This is a genomic window from Herbiconiux sp. FW305-C-125 (assembly GCF_058783455.1).
Map to the genome: position 1 here is coordinate 102,045 of NZ_JBYSYO010000007.1, position 25,714 is coordinate 127,758.

The window sequence follows — 25,714 nt, forward strand, 5'->3', positions numbered from 1 at the left end:
TGCACCGCACCGTCGACTGGGTCATCCGTCCCAGTTGGGCAAGTATGGCTCAGATGCCGCCTTCTGTACACGGTCCGCTCCGAATTTCATGCGAAACCCCGCGCCCGTTCTTGGGTTTGCGGCGCGAATCTGTCTGAATAGAAGGAGGTGACATCGCGACGAGTGTGGGATGGAACGGCGTCGCAACCGCGCGACGCCGTCGAGTCGCGATCCCGCACGCGGGCCGTACGCCTCGTTCTGGCGGCCTCGATCACGGCGTTCTTGCTGGCGACCGGAGCCGGGTTCGGCGCGGCGGCAGCGGTCGCGGCACCGACCGATCCGCCCTCCGCGCCCGCGCCCAGTGCGCCCGCCTCGGGCGACGCACCCGCTTCGGGCGACGCGCCTCCTGGTGACGAATCGCCGACCCCGCCGGCGGATGACGCCACCACACCGCCACCCGCGCCGGAGCAGCCGCGCATCCTGTCGCCGGCCGACGGCGCCCTCGTCTCCTCGCCGGTGACGCTGAGCGGCACGGGCACCCCCGGCGGATCGCTGCAGATTCTCGCCCAGGGCGCCAGCGAGCCGTTCTGCATCGTCACCCCCGACGCGGCCGGCGAGTGGTCCTGCCTGGCCGAGGGACTGACCAGTTCACCGGGCACGAGCATCCGCGCCGTCGAACTCGCATCGGGTGGCGAGTCGCTGCAGGACAGCGTCTCGCTCCGCATCCTCAACGCCCCCGTGGTCACCGGCGGCCCGCGGGGCACCCTCACCAACGCAGTGGTGCAGGGCTCGGCGGTGCCCGGAGGCGTCGTCACCGCGACGGCGTCCGGCTTCACCTGTTCGGGCACCGCCGACGCATCCGGCGCGTGGTCGTGCGCGCTCGGCGGCGGCATCACCGATGGCGACTACGTCGTGACGGCGACGCAGACCACGTCGTGGTCGGGCGGCGCCGCTTCGCCCTCGAGCGAGCCGCTTGGCATCCAGGTCGACGTCACCGTTCCCGCGGCGCCGCAGCTGTTCTCCCCCCGCTCCGGGCAGGTGCTCCCACTCGGCGGGGCGACGTTCACCGGTTCGGGTGAGGACGGCGCCACCGTCTCGGTCTTCGCCGGCGCGTACTCGCTCTGCCAGGTGCAGGTGTCCGGAACCTCGTGGTCGTGCTCGGCCGCAGCCGTTCCGGCGGGCGACTACCCGGTGGCGGTGCTGCAACAAGACCCCGCCGGCAACGTGAGCGTGCAAAGCGGGCCGTTGACGCTGACGTTCCAGGACGCGACCGCCACGGCACCCGGCGCCCCGTCGACCGGAGCGCCCGGCACGACGCCGGGGAGCTCCGCCGGTTCGCCGGATACGCCGGCGCCGGCCCAGGGGGATTCAGGCGGCACCGGTGGCTCGGGCGGCTCGGGCGGCTCGGGATCGACGCCCGACGGCGGCTCGGGCGGTTCGACGGCGCCGGCGCCGGGCGACGCCGTTCCGCCGGCCGGCGCGCTGCCACCGGCCGGCACGTGGAGCGATGCCACGCGTTTCACCGCGTCGCTGCAGCCCGTTCTGGGCGGCGGCGTCGGCGGCGTCTGGTGGGTCGCCCTGGCGATCGGCGCCCTCGCGCTCCTGCTCGTGGCGCTTCCGGCGAGTCTGCTCGCCGGCACGGTCGAGACCGTGGCTGCGCGTGACGCGGCCGGCGCGGTGGCACCTTCGCGTCGCTCGCGCCTTCTCGGCTCGCTGCTCGGCCGCAATCGCTCACGTCACGAGTTCGATCGCGCGCCGGAGGTGCGGATCGACCCGCGGGTCACGAACGCTGCCGCCGTGCTCGCGGCCGCGGCGATCGTCACGCTGTCGGGTCCGGTGCAGAGTCAACCCGCGTACCTCCGGCTCTTCGTCGCGGTGGCGCTCGCGCTCGCGCTCGTGAACGTGGTCGCCACGGTCGTACCCGCCGGCGTCGCTCGGGTCGCCTTCGGCATCCGGAGCGTCACGCGGCTCCGACCCGGCCTCCTTCTGATCTCCGCCGCGTTGGCCGTGGTCTCCCGGCTGGCCGATCTCGAACCCAGTCTCGTCTTCGGACTGGTCGCCGGCCTCGTGGTGGCGGATGCGGCCGGCTCGCCGTTGGCGGAGGGCAACGGGTCGCACCGCACCGGCTCGTCGCCCGCGTCGTCGCCGCCCGCCTCCACGCCCCTGCAGGCCGCCGGGCAGGGCACCGTCGCCGCGGGCGGCGCCGACGGCAAGCTCGCCACCGTGCAGGTGCTGGCGCTCGGTGTGGTCGGCACCATCGCCTGGCTCGGGTCGGGTTGGCTCGGCGACCAGACCGGCTCCGCCGACCTGATGCTCGCCGCCACGGCCGAATTCCTCCACGTCGTGGTGCTCGCCTCGTTCGGTGCGAGCTCGCTGCTGCTTCTGCCGATCGGCCGCTCCACTGGTCGACAGCTGCTCCGGTGGTCGCCGGCGACCTGGCTGCTCCTCACGATCGCGTCGTTCAGCGCATTGGCCATGCTGTTCCTGCCGACTCTCGCCGCAGTGGTCGCCGATGGCAGGGCCGTCGCCCTGCTCATCGCCGCCGCGGCCTTCGCAGCCGTCAGTGTCTCCGCCTGGGCATGGACCACCTTCGTGGCCGATGCCGACTCCGACGCCTCGTGAGACGGATGGCGCGCCGACGGGTCCGCCCCGCGCAGCGCCCGGGTTGCGCCGTGTTACCGCTGCGCGACCTCACGTGCCTGAACGGTTTTAGGATCGAAGGGTGACGAACGCGCAGACTTCCCCCACCGGCGACCAGTTCGACCGCCCGCGCGGGCGGCACGCGGGGAATCTGGTGGCGCATCCGAACGCCGACAGCGTCTCACCGGAGGAGTTCAAGGCGGCCTTCCGCAATCACCCGGCCGGCGTCGCGGTCATCACGGCCGACGCCGGCGAGGGGCCGGTCGCACTGACCGCGACCTCGGTGTTCTCGGTGAGTGCAGAGCCGCCACTGCTCGTGTTCTCGATCTCGGACCTGTCATCGAGCACACCCACCATCCGCAAAGCCGACACCGTGGTGGTGCATCTGCTCGGTGCAGGGCAACTCGACATCGCGAAGCTGGGCGCCACGAGCGGTATCGACCGCTTCGCGGACACCTCCATCTGGGAAAGGCTGCCGACCGGTGAGCCCTATTTCCCTGCCGCGCACGCCTGGATCCGGGGCCGTGTGGTGAACAAGATGGAAGCGGGTGGATCGACCGTGGTCGCCGTGCAGGCGCTCGAGACGAAGGCTCCGCCCGCGGGTGACCCGTCGGCCGACGCCGCCGAAGCCGAGCCTCTGGTGTACCACAACCGCACCTGGCACCGCTTGGGCGAGCACTCGAAGATCCAGTAGTCGCGCGCAGCTCACGCGTGGCGGGCGCGCAGGCGCGGCAGGATCTCCTCTCCGTAGAGTCGGATGAACCGCTCCTGGTCGGCGCCCGGACCATGGAACACGAGGTGCCGGAAGCCGAGGTCGATGTACGACTGGATGCGTTCGACGTGCTCGTCGGGGTCGGTCGAGACGATCCATCGCGAGGCCGCCCGCTCGATCGGAAGTGCGTCGGCGAGCCGTTGCATCTCGATCGGGTCTTCGACCCCCATCTTCTCCTCAGGGGTGAGGGCCAGCGGAGCCCAGTACCGCGTGTCGTTCAGGGCTCGCTCGCGGTCGTGGTCGAAGGAGACCTTCATCTCCATCAAAGTATCGACGTCGTCGGCCGAGCGGCCCGCCTTCTCGATCCCCTCCGCCAGCGCCGGCAAGAGCGTGTCGGTGTACAGCTCGGGCGCCTTGCCCGAGGTCGTGATGAACCCGGAGGCCATGCGCCCCGCCAGTCGAGTGGCGGCCGGCCCCGATGCCCCGATGTAGATGGGCACGGGCGTCTCGGGCTTGTCGTAGATCGTGGCGTTGACGGTCTGGAAGAACTGACCGTCGTAACTCACCCTGTCTTCCGCCCAGAGCGTCTCGATGATGGTGATCGCCTCTTTCAGACGGGCGAACCTCTCCTTCACCTCCGGCCACGGGATGCCGAGCGCGGCCTCGTTCAACGCTTCGCCACTGCCCACTCCGAGAATGACCCGACCGGGGAACATCGCCCCGAGCGTGCCGAACGCCTGCGCCACGACGGCGGGGTGATACCGGAACGACGGCGTGAGCACCGAGGTGCCGAGCAGGATGCGTTGCGTACGCGCCCCCAGTGCGCCGAGCCAGGGCATGGCGGCGGGAGCGTGCCCTCCCTCGTGATTCCAGGGTTGGAAGTGGTCGGAGACGAAAACCGAGTCGAACCCCGCCTCCTCAGCCAGAACGGCATAGTTCAGCAGCTCGGTCGGCCCGAATTGCTCGGCTGAGGCTTTGTATCCGAAGCGGAGGGGAATGGTCATGTCCCGAGTCTAGAACGGGGCGCCGACACCCGGCCGTTGCCCGCCGGTTCAGGCTGCCATCACAGCGAGGGCCTCGGCGAAGGTGCTGACCGGAGTCATCAGGGTCGCCACATCCGGTTCCAGCTCGCGTTCGTCGTCGGAGACGACGATCACCCGGGCATCGGCGAGCCGGCAGACGCGGATCTTGTAGTTGACCGACACCCGTTCGCCAGGGCGCTGCTGGATGATCACCACGTCCGGTGGAAAGGACGGATCGGTGAGCAAGCGGCCGAGCGAGACGGCTTCGATGCGCACGTCGACGCCCGGCAGGGCAGAGAGGGCAGCAGCCTTGGCAGCGAGCTCCCCCGCATCCGCATCCACGACGGCGACAGTCGTCGCCCGGCCATTCGACATCATCGTCTCCCCAAGTGCCGCATTCAGCTCGGCACCGCGTCCCACCTGCAATGCTGCCATGATCCGTGCCGATCGGCTCGACTCCGCGCGGGTCACGGGTCTTGCGTGGTGCACCTCTTTAAGTGATCATTCCTCAATGACGACTGTGATCAAGCATGCACTTCGCGCCGGAGCCACCACCACGGGCTCGATCCGACCCGATGGGTGGAGCCCGTCGTTGCGTGTGACGCTGCTGGGCCCGACCCCAGCTGCAGCCGAACTCCTCTGGTCGGTGGATCAGCCGAACAGCGAACCCTGGTTCGAGCAGCGCGTCCGGGTGCCCGAGTTGGCGGCGGGCGAGACGACGGTGGTCGATCTTCGTCGTCAGGTCGATGGCGAAGACCTGCCGGGGGCGGGGACGGTGGGCTTCTCACTGCGCCTCCGGTCAGACTTGGACGGCGTCGACAAGCTTCTGCACCGCGGCTCGCTGAGTGCTGTCGCGCTCGAGGGCGAGCAGCGTTTCGCGATCGACGGGGGCTGGATGCTCGACCTCGGTTTCGTCAGTCTCGATGCGGTCGACGAGTACGACGCTCCGCGACTGACCGTCACGACCTTCGTCGAGGGTGAGGTCGATGCCTACCGACTCGAGGCGCATTGCATCCACGACGGGCAGCGCCTGAGTTCCGCCGACGTGAGTGTGCTCGGCGCATCCACCGCCAATGATGGCACCCGGGCACTGACGGAGGTCGTCGCGGTGTTCGATGGCGTGCGCGGCTGGAACAACCTCCGTGACACCGGCTGGGGCTCCGGCTGGCACCTGCTCGACGAGCACGACGGTCGCTACGAGGTGAAGCTGCTCTGCGACGCGGCGGTGGTGCGGATGGTCCCGTTCGAGGTGGCGGGCGGGCTCCTTGTCGCGCCTGGGCGCGTGGAGTTCGACCCCGGACGCGGCGCAGTGGTCCTGGTGCCTGCGCAGGCGCCGGCCACTGAAACTGAGACGGGCGGCGTTATCGAGAGCGAGGAGGATACGTCGGGAGCGTTCTTCGGCGACGCCGAGACGGCGGGCAGCTGGGTGGACGTCACGGACGTCTACGCTCGTCGCGTGGCGCCCACGGTCGCCCCACCGCCGATGTTCGACGAGACGACGTCGGCGGCACTGCAGCGGTTCGTCGACCGTGCGGAACGGCTCCTGCTCACCTGGGAGGCGGGGATGGCCGCCTCACCACCGTTCGACTTCGGGCAGGTGTTGCAGGCCGAAGCCGTCCTGGCCGAGCGGGAGGAGTACGCCACACTGGCAGACGGCGCAGCAGCCGTGCCCGACGATCACCCCGCAGCATTGGCGGGTGCAGCCACGACTCTCGGAGATCTCCGGAGGCGCATGACCACGCTGTTCGCGGCAGCGGATGCGCGGATCACCGGCGCTGCGCAAGCCACCGACGACGAACTGGCGCCGTACCGCGCTTTGCTCACGGGCGACAAGCTGGCGGTGTTCGACGAGCATCCGGCGAATGCCTTCCTGTACACGACAACGGATCGACGCGTGATCGAGACCCCGGAGGAGATCGCGGGTGCCGAGTACTGGTACTTCGAGGGCCCGATCGATCTTCCGAGCACGGCGAGCGTCAATGGCGTCGCCATGAAGGTCACCGTGCAGGGCTGGCGGGTGCTCGGCTGGCGGTTCGATGCGTCCGGTTCGATCGTCGAGGAATTCGAGAACCAGGGTCCTGGTTCGTCGGCCCCGAAGTGGGCGTTCCAGCGCGAGTGAGCGAGTAAGGAGAATACGGGCGCCAGGCGAACAGATCTTCGATTGTTTGAGCATTCGTCACTGATTGATGATAGAATATCAGTATGACTTCAGCTGCCCGACTCCGAGAGATCGTCACCGATCTCCGTGATGTCGCGGGCATGGTTGGGGTGGGGCTGGGTGGGCTTTCGGATGAGGGCTTGCTGGAGGTGATGGCCGCGTTCGAAGCGGTCGGGCGAGTGGTTTCTGCGGCCCAGGTTCGGGTTGCGGGTGAGGTGGGGGTGCGGTCGCGGAGTGAGCTCGGGGATGAGGGGCTCAGTCGGTCGTTGAACTTCACCAGCCCGGTGAAACTCGTTGCGAACGTGACGGGGGCGTCGGCGCGGGAGTGTAAGGCGCGGCTCGAGATCGGGCAGCGGTTGCGGGGGGCGATGCTCCTCGGCGGTGGCGAAGGTCCCGCACCGTTCCCCGCCGTGGGAGCGGTCCTCGATGACGGCACGGTGGGTGTGGAAGCGGCGGCGGTGATCGTGCGGGAGTGCGGTGCGCTGGCCACCCGGGGATGCGCCCCCGATGTCGTGGCTGGCGCGGAACAGACCCTCGTTGACGAGTCGGTCGCGTTGCACCTGACCACGGATGAGACCCACAAGTTGGCCATCCACCTCCGCGAGGTGATCGACCCCGATGGTGCTGAACCGCGCGACGAGGTGTTGCAAGCGCAACGGTCGTTGACGATCGCGCAGGCTCCGGATGGGATGATCCGGGGGAAGTTCGCGTTGACACCGGAGCAGGGCGGGGTGTGGTTGGCGAGTATCCAGGCGATGCAAAGCCCCCGCGTGACCGGGCCCCGGTTCCTCACCGACGAGGAAGCCGTCGCGGACATGATCATGACCGATATGCGGAGTCAGGCGCAGAAGAACGCGGACACCGTCACCGAGTTGATCGCCCGCGCCGCCGGAGCACCCGGCATGGCCCGCCTGAACGGCGCTACCACCACCGTGAACGTGCATATCACTCTCGACGACATCGAAGCCGGCCGGGGTGTGGGGTGGATCGATGGGATCGACGCCCCGATCCCGGCGTCGACCGTCGCGCAGATGCGCTGCTCGTCCCCCACGGCGGTGACGGTGTTCGGTGACCGGGGCGAGGTGCTGCACCAGGGGAAGATGAAGAGGTTCTTCACCCCGGCGCAGAACCGGGCCCTCTCCGCCCGCGATGGCGGCTGCGTCGCCCCGGGCTGCGACCGGCCACCCTCGTTCTGCGAAACCCACCACGTCGACGAATGGGAGAACGACGATCACCCACCGGGCCGCACCGACATCGACAACGGCGTGCTCCTCTGCCACTTCCACCACTCCCACCTCCATAAAGCGGCGTGGAAGCTGGTCATGCTCAACGGCGTCCCCCACCTCGTGCCGCCGAGGTGGATCGACATCACCCAGACCCCGATCCCGACCACCCGCCGACGCACCATCAACCGACCAGCCGCCTAACCCGGCGCGCCCGCGAACCCAACCACGACACGTCGACGGCAAGCGCGCAGCGCGCGGCAGCTGCCCACGTGCACGGCCCACTCAGGAGGGCGGGCCTGCTCTGTCGCCTTACCGGCCGAGCACTGCCTCTGGCTCTGACTCGGACTCCGGCCAACCAGGGACCACCACAGTCGGGATATCGAGGGACCGCCAGAGCTCGATGACCTGCGGATTGTCATCGATCGCGAGCACCGGTTCGTAGCCGAGGAGTCGCATCCGTTCCAGCAGATCTCGTTTGACTGCATCGTCACGGCGGGTGTCGAGGTCAGCGCGCATTCCGAGTGCATCGAAGGGAATCTCCCACTTGGCCAGCCACACCCGCGTGCGGTACCGCCACCGCTCAGCGCGCGATGTGAGCACCACGATCGGAAGGCCGGCAGCATGCAGCCCGCGGGCTACGCGCGCGACGTCGGCGATCGGCGACACCCAACTCGCAGCATCGTGGAACTTGTGGAAGTTGCGATGCTTCGGGTCGTCGACGACGTAGTGGCGGATGCCCGCGACATCCGCCAGCGTGCCGTCGACGTCGATGATCACCGCCGCCCGCCCACGCGCCGCGGTCGTCCGCTCCCCCACGCTCACGACAAGCCTCGCCACACGTCGAGGTGAATCGCATGAAGCGTGCGATTGATGACGTCACGGTCGGCGCACTCGGGCAGATACGAATCCGCGATGGCGCGCTCGAGCTCGGCATCGAGGTCGTTCGAGAGGTCGAGCACCGAGTCCTTGTCGAGTTCGCCCCGCCGGATCGCCCGCAGCACCGCCAGCCGTTCCTCCCCGAGCGGCAGAACCAGTCGACCGGTTCGCATGAGCTCGATGCCCTGCATCGCCGTCCGCACCATGTGGTAGGCGAACTTCGTGTCATAGCCATGTCGGTGCACCAGCTCGGGGCGGTTCGTGCGCTTGTTGCGGAGCCCCAGCATGGCCTCCCGCTGACCCCATGAGTAGCCCGCGAACCGCCGCCCGGCGTCGCGGGAGACGAATGCATCGCGGATGTCGAGGATGCGCTGCCACTTCTCCGTCAGCACCTCGTACTCCGGCACGAACAGCAGGAACAGCACCGTGGGGTTGCCGATCGCCGCCAGGCGCGCCCACTTGCGGAGCGGGTAACGCACGGTGTCGACGTCGTTCCTCGTCGAACGCGCACCCGGTTCGGCCGTGCCACCCGCAACGGTGTCGATCGACTCGATACCCGTCACGAACCGAGGCGCCTCGAGGAAGACGCTCATCAGATCCCGGTCGGAGTCCCCCGTCGCGACACCCACCGCGCGCGAGCCGTACTCGGCTGTGACGAGCGTGCGTCCCTCGGCGTTCACGACTTCCCTCCTCTGACCAACGCGTGCAAAGTCGGCCAGACTAGCACGCCGCGGCACAGGCGACCGAGCCGTTACGCACAAATCGCGCTAGCGTTCCCAGCATTAGTCACCATGAGGGGGAACAACGTGCTCGACGGATCTGTCGCTGTCATCATCGCGATCGCGGTCTACGTGGTGGGCTTCGTGCTCGCCATCCTCATCCTCTCCGCCGTCATCCGCAACGCGGTGCGGAAGGGGATCGAGGACGTGATCTACAAGAAGGGCAAGGACGGCCTGTGGTCGGCCGAGCCCGGCCTCGTCGCCATCGCGAAAGAGATCGCCGCCGCCACCCGGGAGAGGCCACCGACCCGCTGATCGGGCGTGCGCGCCGTCGGTACCCCCAGAGGGACTCGAACCCTCACTGTGACGATTTTAAGTCGTCTGCCTCTGCCAATTGGGCTATGGGGGCGGGTGCCTCATCGTACCGGGCGGTCGCCGAACGACGGCGCCGCGCATCCGCAGGTCTGCAGACCGACGGATGCGCGGCGCGCGAATTCGGCGACTACTCTCCCGAGGGAGCCGCCGCCTTCGTGGTCCGGGTGCGCGGCTTGGTCGCCTTCGCCTTCGGCGCCTCCGGCGCGGTGTCGCTCGCGGCGACACCGTTCGCCTCGGCGGTGGCTGCGGGCTCCGACGAGTGCGAACCGGGCAGCTGCGGGTTCTGCGCTCCGGCAGTCGCCGACGTAGCGACGGACGCAGCACCCACCGCGACCGGCTCCGCAGCCGGCGTCGGCGCGGGAGCCGCGGCTGGGGCCTCGACGGCGGCAGCCCGCGGCCGGGCCGCGAACTCCTCGAACGCGCGACGCGGGTGCACACGCGCCTCGAGCGACACGTTGTCACGCCCGAGGAAGAAATTGTTCACCCAGCCCCAGATGACGCGCAGCTTGCGCTCCCACGACGGCATGGCCAGGCCGTGATAGCCGCGGTGGGCGAACCAGGCCGGCAGACCCTTGATGGCCAGCTTGCCCGACTGGAAGACGCCGACGCCGAGACCGAGACCGGCCACCGCGCCCATGTTCTTGTGGAAGTAGTCCTTCACACCCTCGCCGCGCAGCTCCGCGACGATGTTCTTCGCGAGCAGCTTGCCCTGACGCACCGCGTGCTGGGCGTTCGGCACGCAGAACCCGCCGACTCCGCCACCGGTGAGGTCGGGCACGGCCGCGACGTCGCCGGCACCCCAGGCGCCCTCGACGATGCCGTCGTCGCCCTCGACCCGCAGGTCGGCGCGCACGCGCAGGCGGCCGCGCTCCTCGATCGGGAGACCGTAGTGCTTGATGTCGGGCGTGGCCATGACGCCCGCCGTCCAGATGATGGTGTCCGACTCAAAGCTCTCACCGGTCGAGAGCTCGATGACACCGCCCACCGCCGACTTCAGCTGCGTGTCGAGGTGGATCTGCGCACCCCGCTCGGCGAGGTTCTTGATCACCCAGAGCGACGTCGGCAAGCTCACCTCGGGCATGATGCGCCCCATCGCCTCGATGAGGTGGAAGTGCGTGTCTTCGAAGTCGATCTCGGGGTAGGTCTCGACCAGCGCGCTCACGAACGAACGCAGCTCGGCGAACACCTCGATGCCGGCGAACCCGCCGCCCACCACGACGACCGTGAGCAGGCGATCCCGCTCCGGCCCGGGCGGCAGGAGCGCCGCCTTGTCGAAGTTGGTGAGGATGCGGTCGCGGATGGCCGTGGCCTCCTCGATCGTCTTCAGCCCGATGGCCTCGTCGGCGACACCCGGAATGGGGAAGGTGCGCGACACGGCACCCGCCGTGACGACGATGATGTCGTACGACTCCTCCCACGGCTCCCCCGCCACCGGGGTGATGGTGGCGGTCTTGGCCTCGTGGTCGACCTTCGTCACCTTGGCCGCGAGCACCCGCGTCTTCTTCAGGTGGCGACGGATGCCGACAACGGCGTGGCGCGGCTCGATCGATCCGGCGGCCACCTCAGGCAGGAAGGGCTGGTACGTCATGTACGGCAGCGGGTCGACGACCGTGACCTCGGCCTCGCCGGACCTCAGCCACTTCTCCAGCTTCCACGCGGTGTAGAACCCGGCGTAACCGCCGCCGACGATGAGGATCTTGGGCACAGTGAAACGATCTCCTAGGTAGGGGGCCTTCATACACAATCTACTACTTGCGAAGCAGCCCTTTGAAATGCGAGACCGCCCCGAGGGCGAACGTCGCCATCAGGATGAGGAACCCGAGCAGGAGCCCCAGCGGCACCGCCCAATGGATGAGAGTGTACACCGACGGGCGATCCGGCCCACGGCCGCCCGCATCCGTGTCCGGGCCCGCTGCGGCGGGCGCGGGGCTCGGCGCCGGAATGACGAGCGTGTCGAGCGACCCGCCGGTGGACGCGGGCCGGTAGGTGGCGATCCAGGCGGCCAGGTCACCCATCGGGTTCGATGAGACGGGGTCGACGGACGCGGTGACCGCGCCACCCGCATCCACCAGTCCGTAGCCGTAGATCGGGCCCGGCACGGGATCGCCCTTCGGCTGAGCGGTCGCGATGATGCGGTTGATGACGTTGTTCGCGTCGAGCTCGGGGTGCGCCGACTTCACCAGCGCCGCAAGGCCGCTGACCAGCGGTGCAGCGCCGCTCGTGCCGTCCCAGAGCACGTAGCCGCCACCCGGCACGATACCCACTAGTTGCTCGCTGGGCGCGGCGACGGCGATCGTGATGCCCTGCGACGAGGCGTCGAAACTCGCGTCGCCCGCCGTGTCGACGCCGGCCACGGCCACGACGCCGGGGATGGTCGCGGGCGCGCCCACCTCGGTGGTTCCGCTCCCCCGGTTGCCGGCGGCCGCGACGACCACGACGTCGTGGTCGAAGGCGTAGGAGAACGCGTCGTCCCAGCTCTGCGGCCAGTCGAGGCTGTTGCGCGTGAGGGACATGTTGATCACATCGGCACCGTGGTCGACGGCCCAGCGCACGGCGTGCGCGATCTGCTCGTCGGAGTCGACAGAGCCCGCGCCAAGCGCCACAGACACCGTCAGGAGTGAGGCCTCCGGGGCGACGCCGATCACGCCGCTGCCGGCACCTGTGCCGCGGCCGGCGATCAGCGACGCCACCATGGTGCCGTGCTCGGAGCTCTCCCCCACCGGCTTCTGGCCGTCGGGCGAGCCGATGCCCGAGACATCCGTGCCGTCGACGACCGCGCCCTGCAACTCGGGCACGCTGCCGTCGACGCCGGTGTCGATGACCGCGACCGTAGCGCCGGCACCACGCGTGGTGTCCCAGGCCGCGCGGTAGCCGTAGTCGCTCAGCCAGTACTCCATGTCGCGGATGGAGTCGGCGCGTGCGGCGCCGACCGCGCCCAGGGGGCCCAGGCCGAGCACGCCGGCGCCGGTGACGGCCACGACGACCGCAACCGCAACCGCCACCGCGCCGGCCAGGGAGCCGGCGGCGGTCGGCCGTGTGGCGCCCATCACGCGTCGATCAGGTAGTCGACGCACTCGCAGACGAGGGGGGACCAGTCGCCGCGCTCGAGCGCCCGGTCGCCGATCGGGTTCACACCCGGCCCGGCGGCCAGCGAGTGCGCCGCCAGCGCGTGCAGACACTTCACCCGGGTGGGCATGCCGCCCGCCGAAATGCCTGCGATCTCCGGCACCTCGCCGAACTGGGCACGGTCGGCGAGGTACGCCTCGTGGGCGGCGCGATACGCAGCGGCGAGCTCGTCGTCGGCCAGCGCATCCTGCAGCTCGACCATCACGTGCTCGGCCTCGAGATCGCTCATCGCCGCGGTGGCCGCGGGGTGGGTGAGGTAGTAGAGGGTGGGGAACGGCGTGCCGTCGGCCAGGCGCGGTGCGGTTGCGACCACGGTCGGGTTGCCGCACACGCAACGCGCAGCGATTCCGAGCACGTTGCGCACCGGCCGGCCGAGCTGCGCCGATGCGACGGCGAGATCGTGCTCCGTGGCCGGCTCGAAGGGCGGGGTCATTGCACGGTTCCGTTCGACTGCAGCTGCTCAGGGGTCTGGGTCGACAGCCCGGCCGTCATGCCCGAGGCGAAGAGCGACGAGAGCCAGTCGACCTGGGTGGTGCTGATCGAGTCGCTCACCGGCGCCTCGGTCGACCCGGTGCTCGGCACGTCGTCGATGATGAGGAAGCTGGTCTCCCCCGGCATCACGTAGTAGAGCCGGTCACGCGCCTCGGCCTTGATGTAGGCCGGATCGCTCCAGCGCGCGATCTGCGCCGTCAGGTCGTCGTTCTGCTGCGACTTCGCGTCGACCGCGGCCTGCAACGCCGCGAGCTGCTGCCGCTGTTCGATGTACACGCGGAGGCCCGGCGCGATGATGACGACGAACATCACGATCACCACGAACATGAGCACGGTGAAGCCCGAGAACCGGATGCTCCGCAGCCAGTTGCCCGGGGCCGGCGCGCCCCCGGCGCTCTGCGGCAGCGCCACCGGCACCCGGCTGGGCCGGCTCTTGGCCGGGCCCGAGGGCTGATGACGCTGCCGCATGAGAACTACCTTCGATCGACTCCGGGCGAAACCCGGAGTCGGGAGCCGCTAGGCCGAGAACCGGGGGAACGCGCCGCGGCCGGCGTAGACGGCCGCCTCGGCGAGCTCCTCTTCGATCCTCAGAAGCTGATTGTACTTGGCCACCCGCTCGCTCCGGGCAGGCGCACCGGTCTTGATCTGGCCCGCATCGGTCGCGACGGCGAGGTCGGCGATGGTGGTGTCCTCGGTCTCGCCGGAGCGGTGGGAGAGGATGGCGGTCATGCCGGAGCGCTGCGCGAGCGACACCGCGTCGAGGGTCTCGGTCAGCGTGCCGATCTGGTTGACCTTCACCAGGATGGAGTTGCCCGTGCCACGCGCGATGCCGGTGGCCAGGCGTGCCGGGTTGGTGACGAACAGGTCGTCGCCGACCAGCTGGACCTTGGAGCCGATCTCGCTCGTCAGGTGCGCCCAGCCGTCCCAGTCGTCCTCGTTCAGCGGGTCTTCGATCGACACGAGCGGGTAGTTGGCGACGAGGTCGGCGTAGTACGCCGACATCTCCTCGGCCGAGCGCTGCTGGCCCTCGAAGTTGTAGACGCCGCCCTCGAAGAACTCGGACGCGGCGCAGTCGAGCGCGAGCGCGACATCCTTGCCGGGGGTGAAGCCGGCCTGGGTGATGGCCTCGAGGATGAAGTCGAGCGCCTCGCGGTTGTTCGGCAGCTCCGGCGCGAAGCCGCCCTCGTCGCCGAGGCCGGTGGACAGGCCCTTCGACTTCAGCAGCGACTTCAGCGAGTGGTAGGTCTCGACGCCCCAGCGCAGCGCCTCGGAGAAGGTCTCGGCCCCGAGCGGCACCGCCATGAACTCCTGGATGTCGACGCCGGTGTCGGCGTGCGCACCGCCGTTGACGATGTTCATCAGCGGGACGGGCAGCGTGTGTGCGTTCGGGCCGCCGACGTAGCGGAACAGGGGCAGGTCGGCCGAGTCGGCCGCAGCACGCGCCACGGCGAGCGAGACGCCGAGGATGGCGTTGGCGCCGAGGCGCTTCTTGTTGTCGGTGCCGTCGAGCGCGATGAGCGCGGCGTCGACGAGGCGCTGGTCGGTGGCGTCGAAGCCCTCGATGGCCGGCCCGATCTCGTCGATGACGGCGTCGACGGCCTTCTCCACACCCTTGCCGAGGTAGCGGCCCTTGTCGCCGTCGCGGAGCTCGTAGGCCTCGAACGCGCCGGTGGAGGCGCCGGAGGGAACAGCGGCACGCGACACGACGCCGTCTTCGAGGAGGACCTCGACCTCGACGGTGGGGTTTCCTCGGGAATCAAGGATTTCGCGAGCGCCAACGGCTTCGATGAGTGCCACGGGTGGTTTCTCCTCAGGTTCTTGAACAGGTTCGTTCAGGCAAGGTGGGAGCGCCGATCCGTGCGCCCGCCGCTGGCTAGTCTAACGATTCGCGCGCGATGGCCTGCATGGTGCTGACCGCTCGGAACAACCAGCTGGTGAACTCTTCGTCGAGTGCGGTGTCGAGCGGACGGTGCAGGGCGCAGTCGACGGCCGACATCACCATTGTCACGGCGAGCTGAGCCCGCTCGGGGGTGGTGCGCTGCGCGGCGAGGTCGATCAGGTCCAGGCGGAGGTCGGAGGCGAACTTGATGACGTCGGGCGCCAACTCAGGCCGCCGGCCGAGCAGTTCGCGGATGGCCTGCCGGTCGACCCCATCGCGCGCCGTGGCGTCCATGATGCCGCCGACGAGGGCGCAGAGATCGCGCACCAGCCCCTTCTCGCCGGTGCCCGCCAGGAACGACGCGCGTTGCGCATCCGTCACCACGAAAGCCGAGAGTCCGACAACCGCGGAGACCTTGGAGGGGAAGTAGTTGAAGAAGGTGCGGGTCGAGACGCCGGCTTCGGAGCAGATGGCGTCGACGGATGCGTGATCGGCGCCGTTCTCGGCCACCAGGCGGAGCGCCGCCTCGTGGATGGCGGTGCGGGTCTCGACCTTCTTGCGTTCACGGAGCGAGGGCCGTTCGGTGGTGTGCAGCACCGTCACCTCCGCTCGATCGTGTCGTTGAAGGCGCCGAGCAGGCGCGCGAACTGGGCGAGGTCGTCCTCGCTCCAGTCGCGCAGCCGCTCGGCATAGCCGGCTTGCAGTTCCCGGCGGATGCGCTCCATCCGTTCGAGGGTCTCGGCGGTGGGCGCGAACAGGCTCGCGCGCCGGTCGTCCGGGTCGGGGACGCTCGTGACGAAGCCGAGGTCTTTCAGGATGCGCAGCTGACGGCTCACGGCGCTCTTGTCCATCCCCACCCCGGCGATGATGGCGCCGGGCGGGGTGGGGTGGTTCGCGACCACGAAACGCAGCACCGAGTACCCGGAGGGCTGGATCTCCGGCGAGAAGCGTGTGGCGTTCTCGAGCAGAGTGGCCCGTACCGCGCGCAGGATGCGCACCATCTCGTTCTCGACGGAGAGCAGGGCATCGGCGCGGGCGTCGGAGGTCACAGCCTCCAGGGTAACTGCAGTACTCACCGTCGTTCCGGAGCCTCCCCCTGCGCCAGCTGGGAAGCCTCTTCGAGATCGAGTTCGGCCTCGATCTCCTCGTCGCTCACGGTGTCCCCCGCGACCTCGGCGCCCGAGACGGCGATGATGGTGGCCGCCTCGGATTCAGCGATCTGCTCGACCGAGGTCTTGGTGCCGAGCGTACGGTTCGGCAGCAGCGCGATCGCGATGATCGAGATGACGGCCAGGGGAACCGCGAGCAGGAACACATCCGCCACTGCCTCGCCGTAGGCCGACTCGACCAGGGTGCGGATGGGCCCGGGCAGCGTGCTGAGGTTCGGGATGCCGCCGTCGCCGAGGTTGCCGGCCTGCGCCGGGTCGATGCCGAGCTTCACGATGCCGTCGGTGACGAGGCTGGTGATGCGGCTGCCGAGCACGGCGCCCATCACGCTCACCCCGATGGTGCCGCCGAGGCTCCGGAAGAAGGCGACGGATGCGCTCGCCGTCCCGATCTGGCGCGGATTCACCGCGTTCTGCACGATCAGCACGAGGTTCTGCATCACCATGCCGACACCGGCACCCATCACGAACATGTAGACGAACACCAGGGCGAAGCTCGTGTCGTACCGGATCGTACCCATGAGCGCGAGGCCGATCGTGAGCAGGATGCTGCCCGTCACCATGTACCGCTTCCACTTCCCGGTGCGGCTGATGACCTGACCGATCACGACGCTCGAGAGCAGCACACCCGCGATCATCGGGATCGTGTACAGGCCCGATTCGGTGGGCGTCTTGCCCCGCGCGAGCTGCATGTACTGGCTGAGGAAGACGCTCGTGCCGAACATGGCGACACCGACCGAGATGGACGCGATGACCGCGAGCCAGAAGGTGCGGTTGGTGAAGAGCGTCATCGGGATGATGGGCTCCTTCACCTTGAGCTCGGTGACCACTGCGGCGGCCAGCAGCAGCACCGCACCGACGACCATCAGGATGCTCGTGACCGAACCCCACTCGAACTGGTTGCCGGCGAGGCTGACCCAGATGAGCAGCAGCGACACCCCGCCGCCGATCAGCGCCGCGCCGAGGTAGTCGATGGTGACCTTGCGCTTGTGCGTCGGGATGTGCAGCGTGCGCTGCAGCACGATGATCGCGGCGACCGCGAACGGAACGGCGATGTAGAAGTTCCAGCGCCAGCCGATGGAGTCGGTGATCACACCGCCGAGGAGCGGGCCGCCGACGGTGGCGACCGCCATCACGGCGCCGAGCAGCCCCATGTAGCGCCCGCGCTCGCGCGGCGGGATGATGTCGGCCATCGCCACCTGCACGAGGGCGGTGAGGCCGCCGGCGCCGAGTCCCTGCAGCACGCGGAAGAGGATGAGCATCTCGGTCGACTGCGAGAGTCCGGCGAGGCCTGAGCCCACCACGAAGACGAGCAGCGAGAGCTGGATGAGCAGCTTGCGGTTGGTGAGGTCGGCGAGCTTGCCCCAGATGGGCGTCGACACGGTGGTGGCGAGCAGGGTCGCGGTGACCACCCAGGTGTAGCCCGACTGGGTGCCGCCGAGGTCGCCGATGATCTTGGGCAACGAGCTCGACACGACGGTGGACGCCAGCATCGCGACGAACATGCCGAGCAAGAGGCCCGACAGGGGCACGAGCACACTGCGTCTCGAGCGGGTGGCGTCGACAGCGGGTGCCGGTTCAGTGGAAGTCAGTGACACGGTTCTCCAGACAAAAAGTTGATCTGCGTCAACAATACGCGCGTTGTTGACGCAGATCAACTAATTACTGCAGATTGTGCAAACTTTCTTTCCGTGCAGGTTTGCCGCGACGGGCAGTTCTCAGGACTGGTCCCCCGCCGTGATGGCCTCGGCCTCCTCGAGCTCCGCCTCTTCTTCGTGGTCGACGTGCGCGATCATCCGGTGGCCCGCGATGATGATGAGCGACGAGAGCACCACCGATCCCGCTGCCACGTAGAACGGCATGGCGGCGGTGAATGCCGCGGCGATGATCGAGGCCACCGGAGGCGCCACCGCACCCCCGATGAACCGCACCGCCGAGTAGGCGGAGGAAGCGACCGGGCGGGGCAGATCCGTCGCCGCCATCACGGACTCGGTGAGCACGGTGTTCATCACGCCGAGCAGGGCGCCACCAAGCACGACGCAGACGATGAGCCCCACGGTGTTCGAGACGAACAGGCCGGCCGCGAAAAGGTCGAGCGCAAGGAGCAGCAGCACCACCCAGAGCACCCGGGTGCGCGGCAGCCGATGGGTGAGGAGCGGTGCGACCCAGACCGAGGTGATGGCGACGGCGAGCCCCCAGCCGAAGAAGGTCAGGCCGAGGCCCATCGCATCCAGCCCCAGTGGGAAGGGGGTGTAGGCGAGCAGGATGAAGAAGCCGATGTTGTAGAACAGCGCCGCGACGGCGAGCACCGCCAGCGCGGGCTTCGTGAGCGCCTTGAAGGGAGCGCTGAGTGGCGACGGCTTCGGACGCTCGGGCTCCTTCTTCATGAGCGTTGCGATGGCGATGAAGCCGATCGCCATGAGCACCGAGGTGCCGAAGAACGGGCCGCGCCAGCTGATCGAGCCGAGAAGACCGCCGAGCAGCGGGCCGATGGCGATGCCGAGGCCGAGGGCGGCTTCGTAGAGGATGATCGCCGAGCTCGCACCCCCGCTCGCCGCGCCGACGATGGTGGCCAGGGCCGTGGAGATGAACAGGGCGTTGCCGAGCCCCCAGCCGGCGCGGAAGCCGATGACCGACTCCACGTTCTGCGACAGGCCGGCAGCGAGCGCGAACACCACGATCAGGGCGAGCCCGAACAAGAGCGTCTTGCGCGCGCCGATCCGGGTGGAGAGCCAGCTCGTGAAGAGCATCGCGAACCCGGTGATGAGCAGGTAGCTCGTGAAGAGCAGGCTGGTCTGGGTCTGGGTGGCGTGCAGGCTCTCCGCGATCGCGGGGAGGATCGGGTCAACCAGGCCGATGCCCATGAAGGCGATGACACAGGCGAACGCGACGGCCCAGACGGCCTTGGGCTGGTGCAAGATCGGGTTCTTCTTCGTGGTGCCTGTGGCGCTCCTGGCGCCGTTCGTGCTCGCTGCCGACGCGGTCATCCTCAGGCGGCTTTCACGACGTCGGCGGCACGGACGTCGGTGCACTCGTGCAGGAGGTCGACCGCACGGCTGATCACGTCGAGTTCGTCGCGGTCGAGGTCGGTGAAGAGCGGGGCGAGGGCGGCGCCGAGCCGGTCGCGCCATTCGTCGAGGGCGCGGATGCCCTTCGGAGCCAGCGCGATCTGCCACGCTCGGGCGTCGTCGACGTCGGCGATGCGGCGGATCCATTCGATCTCGTTGAGGTTCGCGACGATCTTCGTCATCGTGGGCTGCGAGACCCGGCTCTGCTTGGCGAGCTCACCGAGCCGCATCGGGCCGAACGAGCTCAGCACGCTGAGGGTGCGCCAGGTGGCCGGCGAGGTCGAGTCGCCCGTCGCCTGAGCGGCGATGCGGGTGAGGCGGTTCGTGACCGACACCAGGTCGGAGAGGAGCGCGGAGAGCTCGGATCGTTCGGGGAGGGTAGCTGTGGTGGTGTTTTCGTTGTTCACGGTCAACTATTATACATAGCTCGGCTATGCAACTGTCACGAACGCCGTAATCAGCGCCGTTATGAGCGGGCGAAGCTCTTCAGCTCGAGCTCGTCCGCGGTCGCGTGCTCGCGGCGCAGGTAGGCGTACTCGGTGAAGCCGGCGTCCTGCAGACGCTGCAGGAGGTGGGCGGAGTTCTTGGTCTCGCGTTCGAGGCGAACGCGGTAGCCGCGCTCGACGAGCTGGCGCTTCATGGCGAGCAGCCGGGCCGGCTCCGCGCGCTTGTCGTGGATGAGCGCCACCGACCGATCGCCCGCGTCGCGGCTCTCGATCAGGTCGATGATGCGCTCAAAGCCGATCGAGAAGCCGCAGGCCGGCACCTCTTCGCCGAGGAATCGCCCGATCATGCCGTCGTAGCGGCCGCCGCCCCCGAGCGAGAACGAGAAGTCCGGGTGCTCGATCTCGAAGATCGTGCCCGTGTAGTAGCCCATGCCGCGCACGAGGAACGGGTCGAAGACGAGGGTGCCGGCCACACCGGCAGCGCGCAGGGCGTCGCCGATCGAGGCGAGGTCGGCGATCGCATCCGGAGCAACGCCGCCCGGAAGGGCCGCCGCGACCTCGGCCTCGACGAGGGCGGCTCCGGTCGAGACGCCGTCGAGGTAGGCGGCAAGGGCATCCACCGCGGTGTCGGTCGCGCCGCGCCCCCGCAACTCCTCGACCACGCCGGCCGGCCCGACCTTGTCGAGCTTGTCGATCGTGATCAGAACGGATGCGTGTTCTTCCGCCGCGAATCCGAACGCCTCGAGCATCCCGATAAGCAGCCGCCGGTCGTTGATGCGGATGCTGCAGCCCTCGAGCCCGAGCGCGTCGAGCGTGGCCAGTGTTGCGGTGAGCAATTCGATCTCGGCGAGGATGCCGGCCTCGCCGATGATGTCGATGTCGCACTGCACGAACTGGCGGTACCGGCCCTTCTGCGGCCGTTCGGCGCGCCAGACCGGCGCGATCTGCACGGCGCGGAACACGGTGGGCAGCTCGGCGCGGTGGCTGGCGTAGAAGCGGGCGAGCGGGACCGTGAGGTCGAAGCGCAGCCCGAGGTCGGCGAGCAGGTCGGGCTCGTCGGCGTCGGCCGCCGCCCGCAACGCTTCGGCGTCGAGCCCGCGCTTCATCACGTTGAAGGCGAGCTTCTCGTTGTCGCCGCCGAGACCCGAGTGCAGCCGCCCGAAGTCCTCCACCACCGGGGTCTCGATCTCATCGAACCCGTGCGCCGCGTAGCTCGCCCGGATCACGCCGAGGGCGCGCTCCCGTCGGGCTTTCTCGGCGGGCAGGAAGTCGCGCATGCCGCGCGGCGGAGTGACGGGTGCAGCCATCCCTCCAGATTACCGACTCGCGCAGGTCGCCCAGCCCGCCCATTGCACCGAAGCTTCACGCACCGTAACGACGGACTAACGGACCCGATGGCGGAAACGACGGACTCTGTCGCCGTATCCCGCGTCCGACTCCGTCGTTCTCGCCGTGGGGATGTCAAACGGCGGAGGTGGACTCGGCGGCGGCGATGTCGGCACGGAGGGCTCGGAGGGTGCCGCGCAGAGCGCGCTCGGCGTCGAGGCCGCGGGACTTCGCGGTCGCGACGAGCTCGAGCAGGAGGGTGCCGAGCTCGGCCTCGGTCTCGACCGGAATCGCCGCCCCCGGGACGACCACGCCCACCTTCGCCGCCCGGCCGAGGAGCTTGTCGGCGAGCGCCAGCGACGGCATGCCGAGCGGGATGCCGTCGAGCACACTCGTGCGCGCCGGCTTCTCGGCCGCCTTGAAGTCGTCCCAGGCGGCCACCACGTCGTCGGCCGACGAGAGCTTGAGATCGCCGAAGACGTGCGGATGGCGACCCACCATCTTCTGGGTCATGTGCTCCGCCACGTCGTCGAGGTCGAACTCCTCCCCCGGCGTGTGCGCCGCGATGTCGGCATGGAAGATGACTTGGTACAGCACGTCGCCGAGTTCCTCGATCATCTCCTCGCGATCGCCGGACTCGATCGCCTCGATGAGCTCGTGCGTCTCCTCCACGAGGTACTGCACGAGCGACTCGTGCGTCTGATCGGCATCCCACGGGCATCCGCCCGGCGCCCGCAGCATCGCGGTGACCGCGACGAGCTGATCGAGCTTGGTGCGGGCATCCGGGATCTCAGGCATGCCAGCAGCCTAATTCGCCTCGGGCACCGGCACCTTCGCGAGCGGGAAGATCGCGTCGAGGAGCGCCGCCGCCCAGTCGATGAGCTCGGCATCGGGCAACGGCTTCCCGTCGACCACGGGCATCGGCACCGAGACCGCGTGCGTCTGCGCGAAGTACTTCGACCCCGGGTACATGCGCTGCAGCCGCACCTGGATGCTGTCCGGCAGCTCCGCGGGCGCGATCCGCAGGTTCGACCCCATCGTCACCAGTTCGCTGAGGTTCGCCTTCTGCGCTCGCCGCCGCAGCCGCGACACGGCGATGAGGTTCGTGACCTCGGCCGGCGGTTGGCCGTAGCGATCGGTGAGCTCCTCGATCACCCGATCGATGGAGTCGTCGGATGCGGTGGGCGCCGAGGCCGTCGAGAGCTTCTGATACGCCTCCAGCCGCAGCCGCTCGCTGTCGACGTAGTCCTCGGGGATGTGCGCATCCACCGGCAGCTCGAGGCGCAGCTCGGTCTGGCCCTCGGCCACATCGCCCCGGAACGTCGAGACCGCTTCGCCGATCATCCGCAGGTAGAGATCGAAACCGACCCCCGCGATGTGCCCCGCCTGCTCGCCGCCGAGCAGGTTGCCCGCCCCGCGGATCTCGAGGTCTTTCAGCGCCACCTGCATGCCCGACCCGAGCTCGTTGTTGGCGGCGAGGGTCGACAGCCGGTCGTTGGCCGTCTCGGAGAGCGGCTTGTTCTCGTCGAAGAGCAGGTACGCATAGGCCCGCTCCCGCCCACGACCCACCCGGCCGCGCAGCTGGTGCAACTGCGACAGACCGTACTTGTCGGCCCGGTCGACGATGAGCGTGTTCGCGTTGGCGATGTCGATGCCGGTCTCGATGATGGTGGTCGACACCAGCACGTCGAACTTGCGCTCCCAGAAGTCGACGATCACCTGTTCGAGCACGTGCTCGTTCATCTGCCCGTGCGCCACCGCCACTCGCGCCTCCGGCACCAGCTCGGCGATCTGCGCGGCGACCCGGTTGATCGACGACACCCGGTTGTGCACGAAGAACACCTGACCCTCGCGCAGCAACTCGCGCCGGATCGCCGCCGCGACCTGCTTGTCGGAGTACGGCCCGACGAAGGTGAGGATGGGATGCCGGTCCTCCGGCGGGGTCGCCAGCGTCGACATCTCACGGATGCCCGTCACCGCCATCTCGAGCGTGCGCGGGATGGGGGTGGCGCTCATCGCCAGGATGTCGACGTTCGTCTTCAGCTTCTTCAGCGCATCCTTGTGCTCGACGCCGAAGCGCTGCTCCTCGTCGATGATGAGGAGACCGAGGTCTTTGAAGGCGATGTTGTCGGCGAGGATGCGGTGGGTGGCGATGACCACATCCACCGTTCCGTCGGCGAGCCCCTTGATGGTCTCGCGCGACTCCTTCTCGGTCTGAAAGCGGCTGAGCGCCTTGAGATGCACCGGGAACCCGGCGAAGCGCTCCTGGAAGGTCTCGAAGTGCTGGCGCACGAGCAGCGTGGTGGGCACGAGCACCGCCACCTGCTTGCCGTCCTGCACCGCCTTGAACGCCGCCCGGATGGCGATCTCGGTCTTGCCGAAACCGACGTCGCCCGAGAGCAGCCGGTCCATCGGGATGGGCCGCTCCATGTCGGCCTTCACCTCGTCGATCACGGTGAGCTGGTCGGGCGTCTCCTGGAACGGGAACGCCTCCTCGAGCTCGTGCTGCCAGGGCGTGTCGGGCCCGAACGCGTAGCCCTTCGAGGCCATCCGCGCCGAGTAGAGCTTGACCAGCTCCACCGCGATGTCGCGCACGGCCTTCCGCGCCTTGCCCTTCGCCGCCGCCCAGTCGCTGCCGCCCATCTTGCTGAGCGCGGGGGCCTCGCCGCCGACGTAGCGCGAGAGCAGGTCGAGCTGGTCGGTGGGCACGTAGAGCTTGTCGCCCGGGTAGCCGCGTTTGGAGGGCGCGTACTCGATCACGAGATACTCACGGGTGGTCTTCACGGCGTTGCGCCCACCGCTCGACACCTCGCGCTGGGTGAGCTCGAGGAACTTGCCGATGCCGTGGGTCTGATGCACGACGAAGTCGCCCGCCTTCAGCTGCAGCGGGTCGACCACGTTCTTGCGGCGGCTCGCGAGCTTCTTCACCTGGCGGGTGTCGTAGCCCGCGGTGCGGCCGTAGAACTCGGTCTCGCCGATGACCGCGAGCTTGAGTTCGGGCAGTTCGAAGCCGTGCTCGACGCAGCTCTGCACGAGGTAGGCCATGTGCGGCTCGGCGTCGGCCGGGTAGTCGTCGGCGATGCGGGCGGGCAGCTCACGTTCGGCCAGCACGTCGGCGGCGCGCTCCACCAGGCCCTGGCCCTGGGCGACGACCACCACCGTCCAGTCCTCACCGAGCCGGCGCGCGACGTGTTCGATGGCGCCGTCGGCATTGCCCGAGAAGCTCGGCACCGCATCCGCCGCCACCCGGATGGTGAGGTGCTCCTCGAGTTCGCGATGCTCGGGCAGCACCTCGTCTTCGGCCGGCCCCTGCTGGAATTCGCTCAGCGTCCACCAGGCCCGGTCGACCCCCGCGGCCTCGCGCAGCTGGTTGAGGGTGATGAACTCCCCCGAGGCGAGGTCGATGGGCGCCTCGGCACCGGCGGTCGCCGCCGTCCAGGCGGCGGCGAGGAATTCGCGGTTCGTCTCGGAGAGGTTCACCGCGCGGGTGGCGACCCGTTCGGGAGACACGACGGCGATGGCGGCGCCGGCCGGCAGGTAGTGGGCGACCGTGACCAGGCGGTCGACGAGGGCGGGCGCCAGCGACTCCATGCCCTCCACCGGGATGCCCGCGGAGATCTTCTCGAGCATGCCCGAAAGGCTCGGGAACTCGTGCTGCATCTCCCGGGCGCGCTGCCGCACCGCGTCGCTCAGCAGGAGCTCGCGGCTCGGCGGCAGCGTGACCCGGTCGACCGCATCCGGCAGCGACCGCTGGTCGGCCACCGAGAAGGCGCGGATCTCGTCGACCTCGTCGCCGAAGAAGTCGACGCGGAACGGATGCTCGGCGACGGGCGGGAAGACGTCGAGGATGCCGCCGCGCACCGCGTACTCGCCGCGCCGCGTCACCATGTCGACGCGCGAGTAGGCGAGCTCGACCAGCCGCAGGCTGAGCGCGGAGAGGTCGAAGCCGCGGGCGCCCCGGGTGAGCTCGATCGGGTCGAGCTCGGTGAGGTTCGACGCTATCGGCTGCAGCGCGGCCCGCACGGATGCGACCACCACGATCGGCGCGGGTGCCGGGTTCGCCGCAGGGTCGGCCTCGGCCGCCGCCGTCGCCCGCTGCCACTCCTCCAGGCGCCGCAACGCGTCGATGCGCTTGCCGACGATCTCGGCGCTCGGGCTGAGCCGCTCGTGCGGCAGCGTCTCCCAAGCCGGGAACTCCACGATCTGCGCGCCGGGGAGGAAGCTCGCGAGCGACTCGCGGAGCTTCTCCGACTCACGGCCGGTGGCCGTGACCACCAGGAGGGCGCCCGGCAGCTCGCGCTCGACGCGACGGTCGAGCAGCGCCGCCAGGAGCGGCGCACGGAGGCCCTCCGGCAACGAGAAGTCGGCGTTGCGCCCGGCCTCGGCCAAGGCTCGTTCGAACGTGGAGGCGCGCGAAAGCGCATCGATCAAGCCAGACAGCACCGTGCTAGTTTACGCGCCGCCGCGACGCGGGCGCGGCGAGTAGAGTCGTGCCACTGCACCA

At 69.2% G+C, this 25,714-nt stretch carries 22 protein-coding genes and 1 tRNA gene; 5 read left to right on the top strand and 18 right to left on the bottom strand.

Annotated elements, in window-relative coordinates; translation table 11 throughout:
* Window positions 1–147: 147 nt before the first annotated feature.
* Both AC3WLB_RS17170 and AC3WLB_RS17175 read left to right on the top strand, forming a co-directional pair.
* Window positions 148–2,601, top strand: a complete 2,454-nt coding sequence (locus AC3WLB_RS17170; RefSeq protein ID WP_492508030.1) for a hypothetical protein — start codon at window positions 148–150, stop codon at window positions 2,599–2,601.
* Between the two features lie 169 nt (window positions 2,602–2,770).
* Window positions 2,771–3,313: a flavin reductase family protein gene (locus tag AC3WLB_RS17175; RefSeq protein WP_031282619.1), complete on the top strand. Its 543-nt coding sequence runs from the start codon at window positions 2,771–2,773 to the stop codon at window positions 3,311–3,313.
* Between the two features lie 11 nt (window positions 3,314–3,324).
* Here AC3WLB_RS17175 and fgd read toward each other — a convergent pair whose 3' ends face one another.
* The gene (fgd, locus tag AC3WLB_RS17180; RefSeq protein WP_492508032.1) at window positions 3,325–4,335 is read right to left on the bottom strand and encodes a glucose-6-phosphate dehydrogenase (coenzyme-F420); all 1,011 of its coding nucleotides are present in this window, start codon (window positions 4,333–4,335) and stop codon (window positions 3,325–3,327) included.
* Between the two features lie 48 nt (window positions 4,336–4,383).
* Complete coding sequence (locus tag AC3WLB_RS17185; RefSeq protein ID WP_492508034.1) at window positions 4,384–4,788, bottom strand: hypothetical protein; 405 nt, start codon at window positions 4,786–4,788, stop codon at window positions 4,384–4,386.
* 76 nt (window positions 4,789–4,864) lie between these two features.
* Between AC3WLB_RS17185 and AC3WLB_RS17190 the strand changes: the two genes are divergently transcribed.
* Both AC3WLB_RS17190 and AC3WLB_RS17195 read left to right on the top strand, forming a co-directional pair.
* Window positions 4,865–6,472 carry a hypothetical protein gene (locus AC3WLB_RS17190; protein ID WP_492508036.1) on the top strand — a complete coding sequence of 536 codons (1,608 nt, stop codon included), beginning with the start codon at window positions 4,865–4,867 and terminating at the stop codon, window positions 6,470–6,472.
* An 83-nt stretch (window positions 6,473–6,555) separates the two neighbouring features.
* Window positions 6,556–7,938: an HNH endonuclease signature motif containing protein gene (locus AC3WLB_RS17195; RefSeq protein WP_492508038.1), complete on the top strand. Its 1,383-nt coding sequence runs from the start codon at window positions 6,556–6,558 to the stop codon at window positions 7,936–7,938.
* Window positions 7,939–8,046: 108 nt separating this feature from the next.
* On the opposite strand, the gene AC3WLB_RS17200 is transcribed toward AC3WLB_RS17195, so the two are convergent.
* Window positions 8,047–8,514 (bottom strand): phosphatase domain-containing protein, encoded by a 468-nt coding sequence (locus AC3WLB_RS17200; RefSeq protein ID WP_492508040.1) that lies wholly within the window; start codon window positions 8,512–8,514, stop codon window positions 8,047–8,049.
* A gap of 41 nt (window positions 8,515–8,555) precedes the next feature.
* Complete coding sequence (locus AC3WLB_RS17205; RefSeq protein ID WP_492508042.1) at window positions 8,556–9,350, bottom strand: DNA polymerase beta superfamily protein; 795 nt, start codon at window positions 9,348–9,350, stop codon at window positions 8,556–8,558.
* A gap of 54 nt (window positions 9,351–9,404) precedes the next feature.
* Here AC3WLB_RS17205 and AC3WLB_RS17210 point away from each other — a divergent pair, with 54 nt between their 5' ends.
* Window positions 9,405–9,647, top strand: a complete 243-nt coding sequence (locus AC3WLB_RS17210; protein ID WP_492508044.1) for a hypothetical protein — start codon at window positions 9,405–9,407, stop codon at window positions 9,645–9,647.
* 20 nt (window positions 9,648–9,667) lie between these two features.
* Here AC3WLB_RS17210 and AC3WLB_RS17215 read toward each other — a convergent pair.
* The 14 genes from AC3WLB_RS17215 to mfd form a co-directional block, all read right to left on the bottom strand.
* Window positions 9,668–9,741 (bottom strand) — tRNA-Leu (locus AC3WLB_RS17215).
* A 93-nt stretch (window positions 9,742–9,834) separates the two neighbouring features.
* Window positions 9,835–11,412 (bottom strand): NAD(P)/FAD-dependent oxidoreductase, encoded by a 1,578-nt coding sequence (locus tag AC3WLB_RS17220; RefSeq protein ID WP_492508046.1) that lies wholly within the window; start codon window positions 11,410–11,412, stop codon window positions 9,835–9,837.
* Between the two features lie 43 nt (window positions 11,413–11,455).
* A complete protein-coding gene (locus AC3WLB_RS17225; RefSeq protein ID WP_492508048.1) occupies window positions 11,456–12,754 on the bottom strand; it encodes a S8 family serine peptidase in 1,299 nt (432 codons plus the stop codon).
* Window positions 12,754–13,266: a DUF501 domain-containing protein gene (locus AC3WLB_RS17230; RefSeq protein ID WP_492508050.1), complete on the bottom strand. Its 513-nt coding sequence runs from the start codon at window positions 13,264–13,266 to the stop codon at window positions 12,754–12,756. The genes AC3WLB_RS17225 and AC3WLB_RS17230 overlap by 1 nt, the downstream gene beginning before the upstream one ends.
* Window positions 13,263–13,793 (bottom strand): FtsB family cell division protein, encoded by a 531-nt coding sequence (locus AC3WLB_RS17235; protein WP_492508052.1) that lies wholly within the window; start codon window positions 13,791–13,793, stop codon window positions 13,263–13,265. The genes AC3WLB_RS17230 and AC3WLB_RS17235 overlap by 4 nt, the downstream gene beginning before the upstream one ends.
* 48 nt (window positions 13,794–13,841) lie before the next feature.
* Window positions 13,842–15,122: a phosphopyruvate hydratase gene (eno, locus tag AC3WLB_RS17240; RefSeq protein ID WP_022898896.1), complete on the bottom strand. Its 1,281-nt coding sequence runs from the start codon at window positions 15,120–15,122 to the stop codon at window positions 13,842–13,844.
* A gap of 76 nt (window positions 15,123–15,198) precedes the next feature.
* On the bottom strand, window positions 15,199–15,801 hold the full coding sequence (locus AC3WLB_RS17245; protein ID WP_492508054.1) for a TetR/AcrR family transcriptional regulator: 603 nt from the start codon (window positions 15,799–15,801) through the stop codon (window positions 15,199–15,201).
* A 2-nt stretch (window positions 15,802–15,803) separates the two neighbouring features.
* A complete protein-coding gene (locus AC3WLB_RS17250) occupies window positions 15,804–16,253 on the bottom strand; it encodes a MarR family winged helix-turn-helix transcriptional regulator (RefSeq protein WP_022898898.1) in 450 nt (149 codons plus the stop codon).
* Between the two features lie 23 nt (window positions 16,254–16,276).
* Window positions 16,277–17,968 (bottom strand): MDR family MFS transporter, encoded by a 1,692-nt coding sequence (locus AC3WLB_RS17255; RefSeq protein WP_492508056.1) that lies wholly within the window; start codon window positions 17,966–17,968, stop codon window positions 16,277–16,279.
* Window positions 17,969–18,088: 120 nt separating this feature from the next.
* Complete coding sequence (locus AC3WLB_RS17260; protein ID WP_492508058.1) at window positions 18,089–19,357, bottom strand: MFS transporter; 1,269 nt, start codon at window positions 19,355–19,357, stop codon at window positions 18,089–18,091.
* Between the two features lie 2 nt (window positions 19,358–19,359).
* On the bottom strand, window positions 19,360–19,845 hold the full coding sequence (locus AC3WLB_RS17265) for a MarR family winged helix-turn-helix transcriptional regulator (RefSeq protein ID WP_492508060.1): 486 nt from the start codon (window positions 19,843–19,845) through the stop codon (window positions 19,360–19,362).
* Between the two features lie 59 nt (window positions 19,846–19,904).
* The gene (gene hisS / locus AC3WLB_RS17270) at window positions 19,905–21,191 is read right to left on the bottom strand and encodes a histidine--tRNA ligase (protein ID WP_492508062.1); all 1,287 of its coding nucleotides are present in this window, start codon (window positions 21,189–21,191) and stop codon (window positions 19,905–19,907) included.
* 154 nt (window positions 21,192–21,345) lie between these two features.
* Window positions 21,346–22,008 (bottom strand): nucleoside triphosphate pyrophosphohydrolase, encoded by a 663-nt coding sequence (locus tag AC3WLB_RS17275; RefSeq protein WP_492508064.1) that lies wholly within the window; start codon window positions 22,006–22,008, stop codon window positions 21,346–21,348.
* 9 nt (window positions 22,009–22,017) lie between these two features.
* Complete coding sequence (mfd, locus tag AC3WLB_RS17280) at window positions 22,018–25,653, bottom strand: transcription-repair coupling factor (RefSeq protein WP_492508066.1); 3,636 nt, start codon at window positions 25,651–25,653, stop codon at window positions 22,018–22,020.
* Window positions 25,654–25,714: the final 61 nt, after the last annotated feature.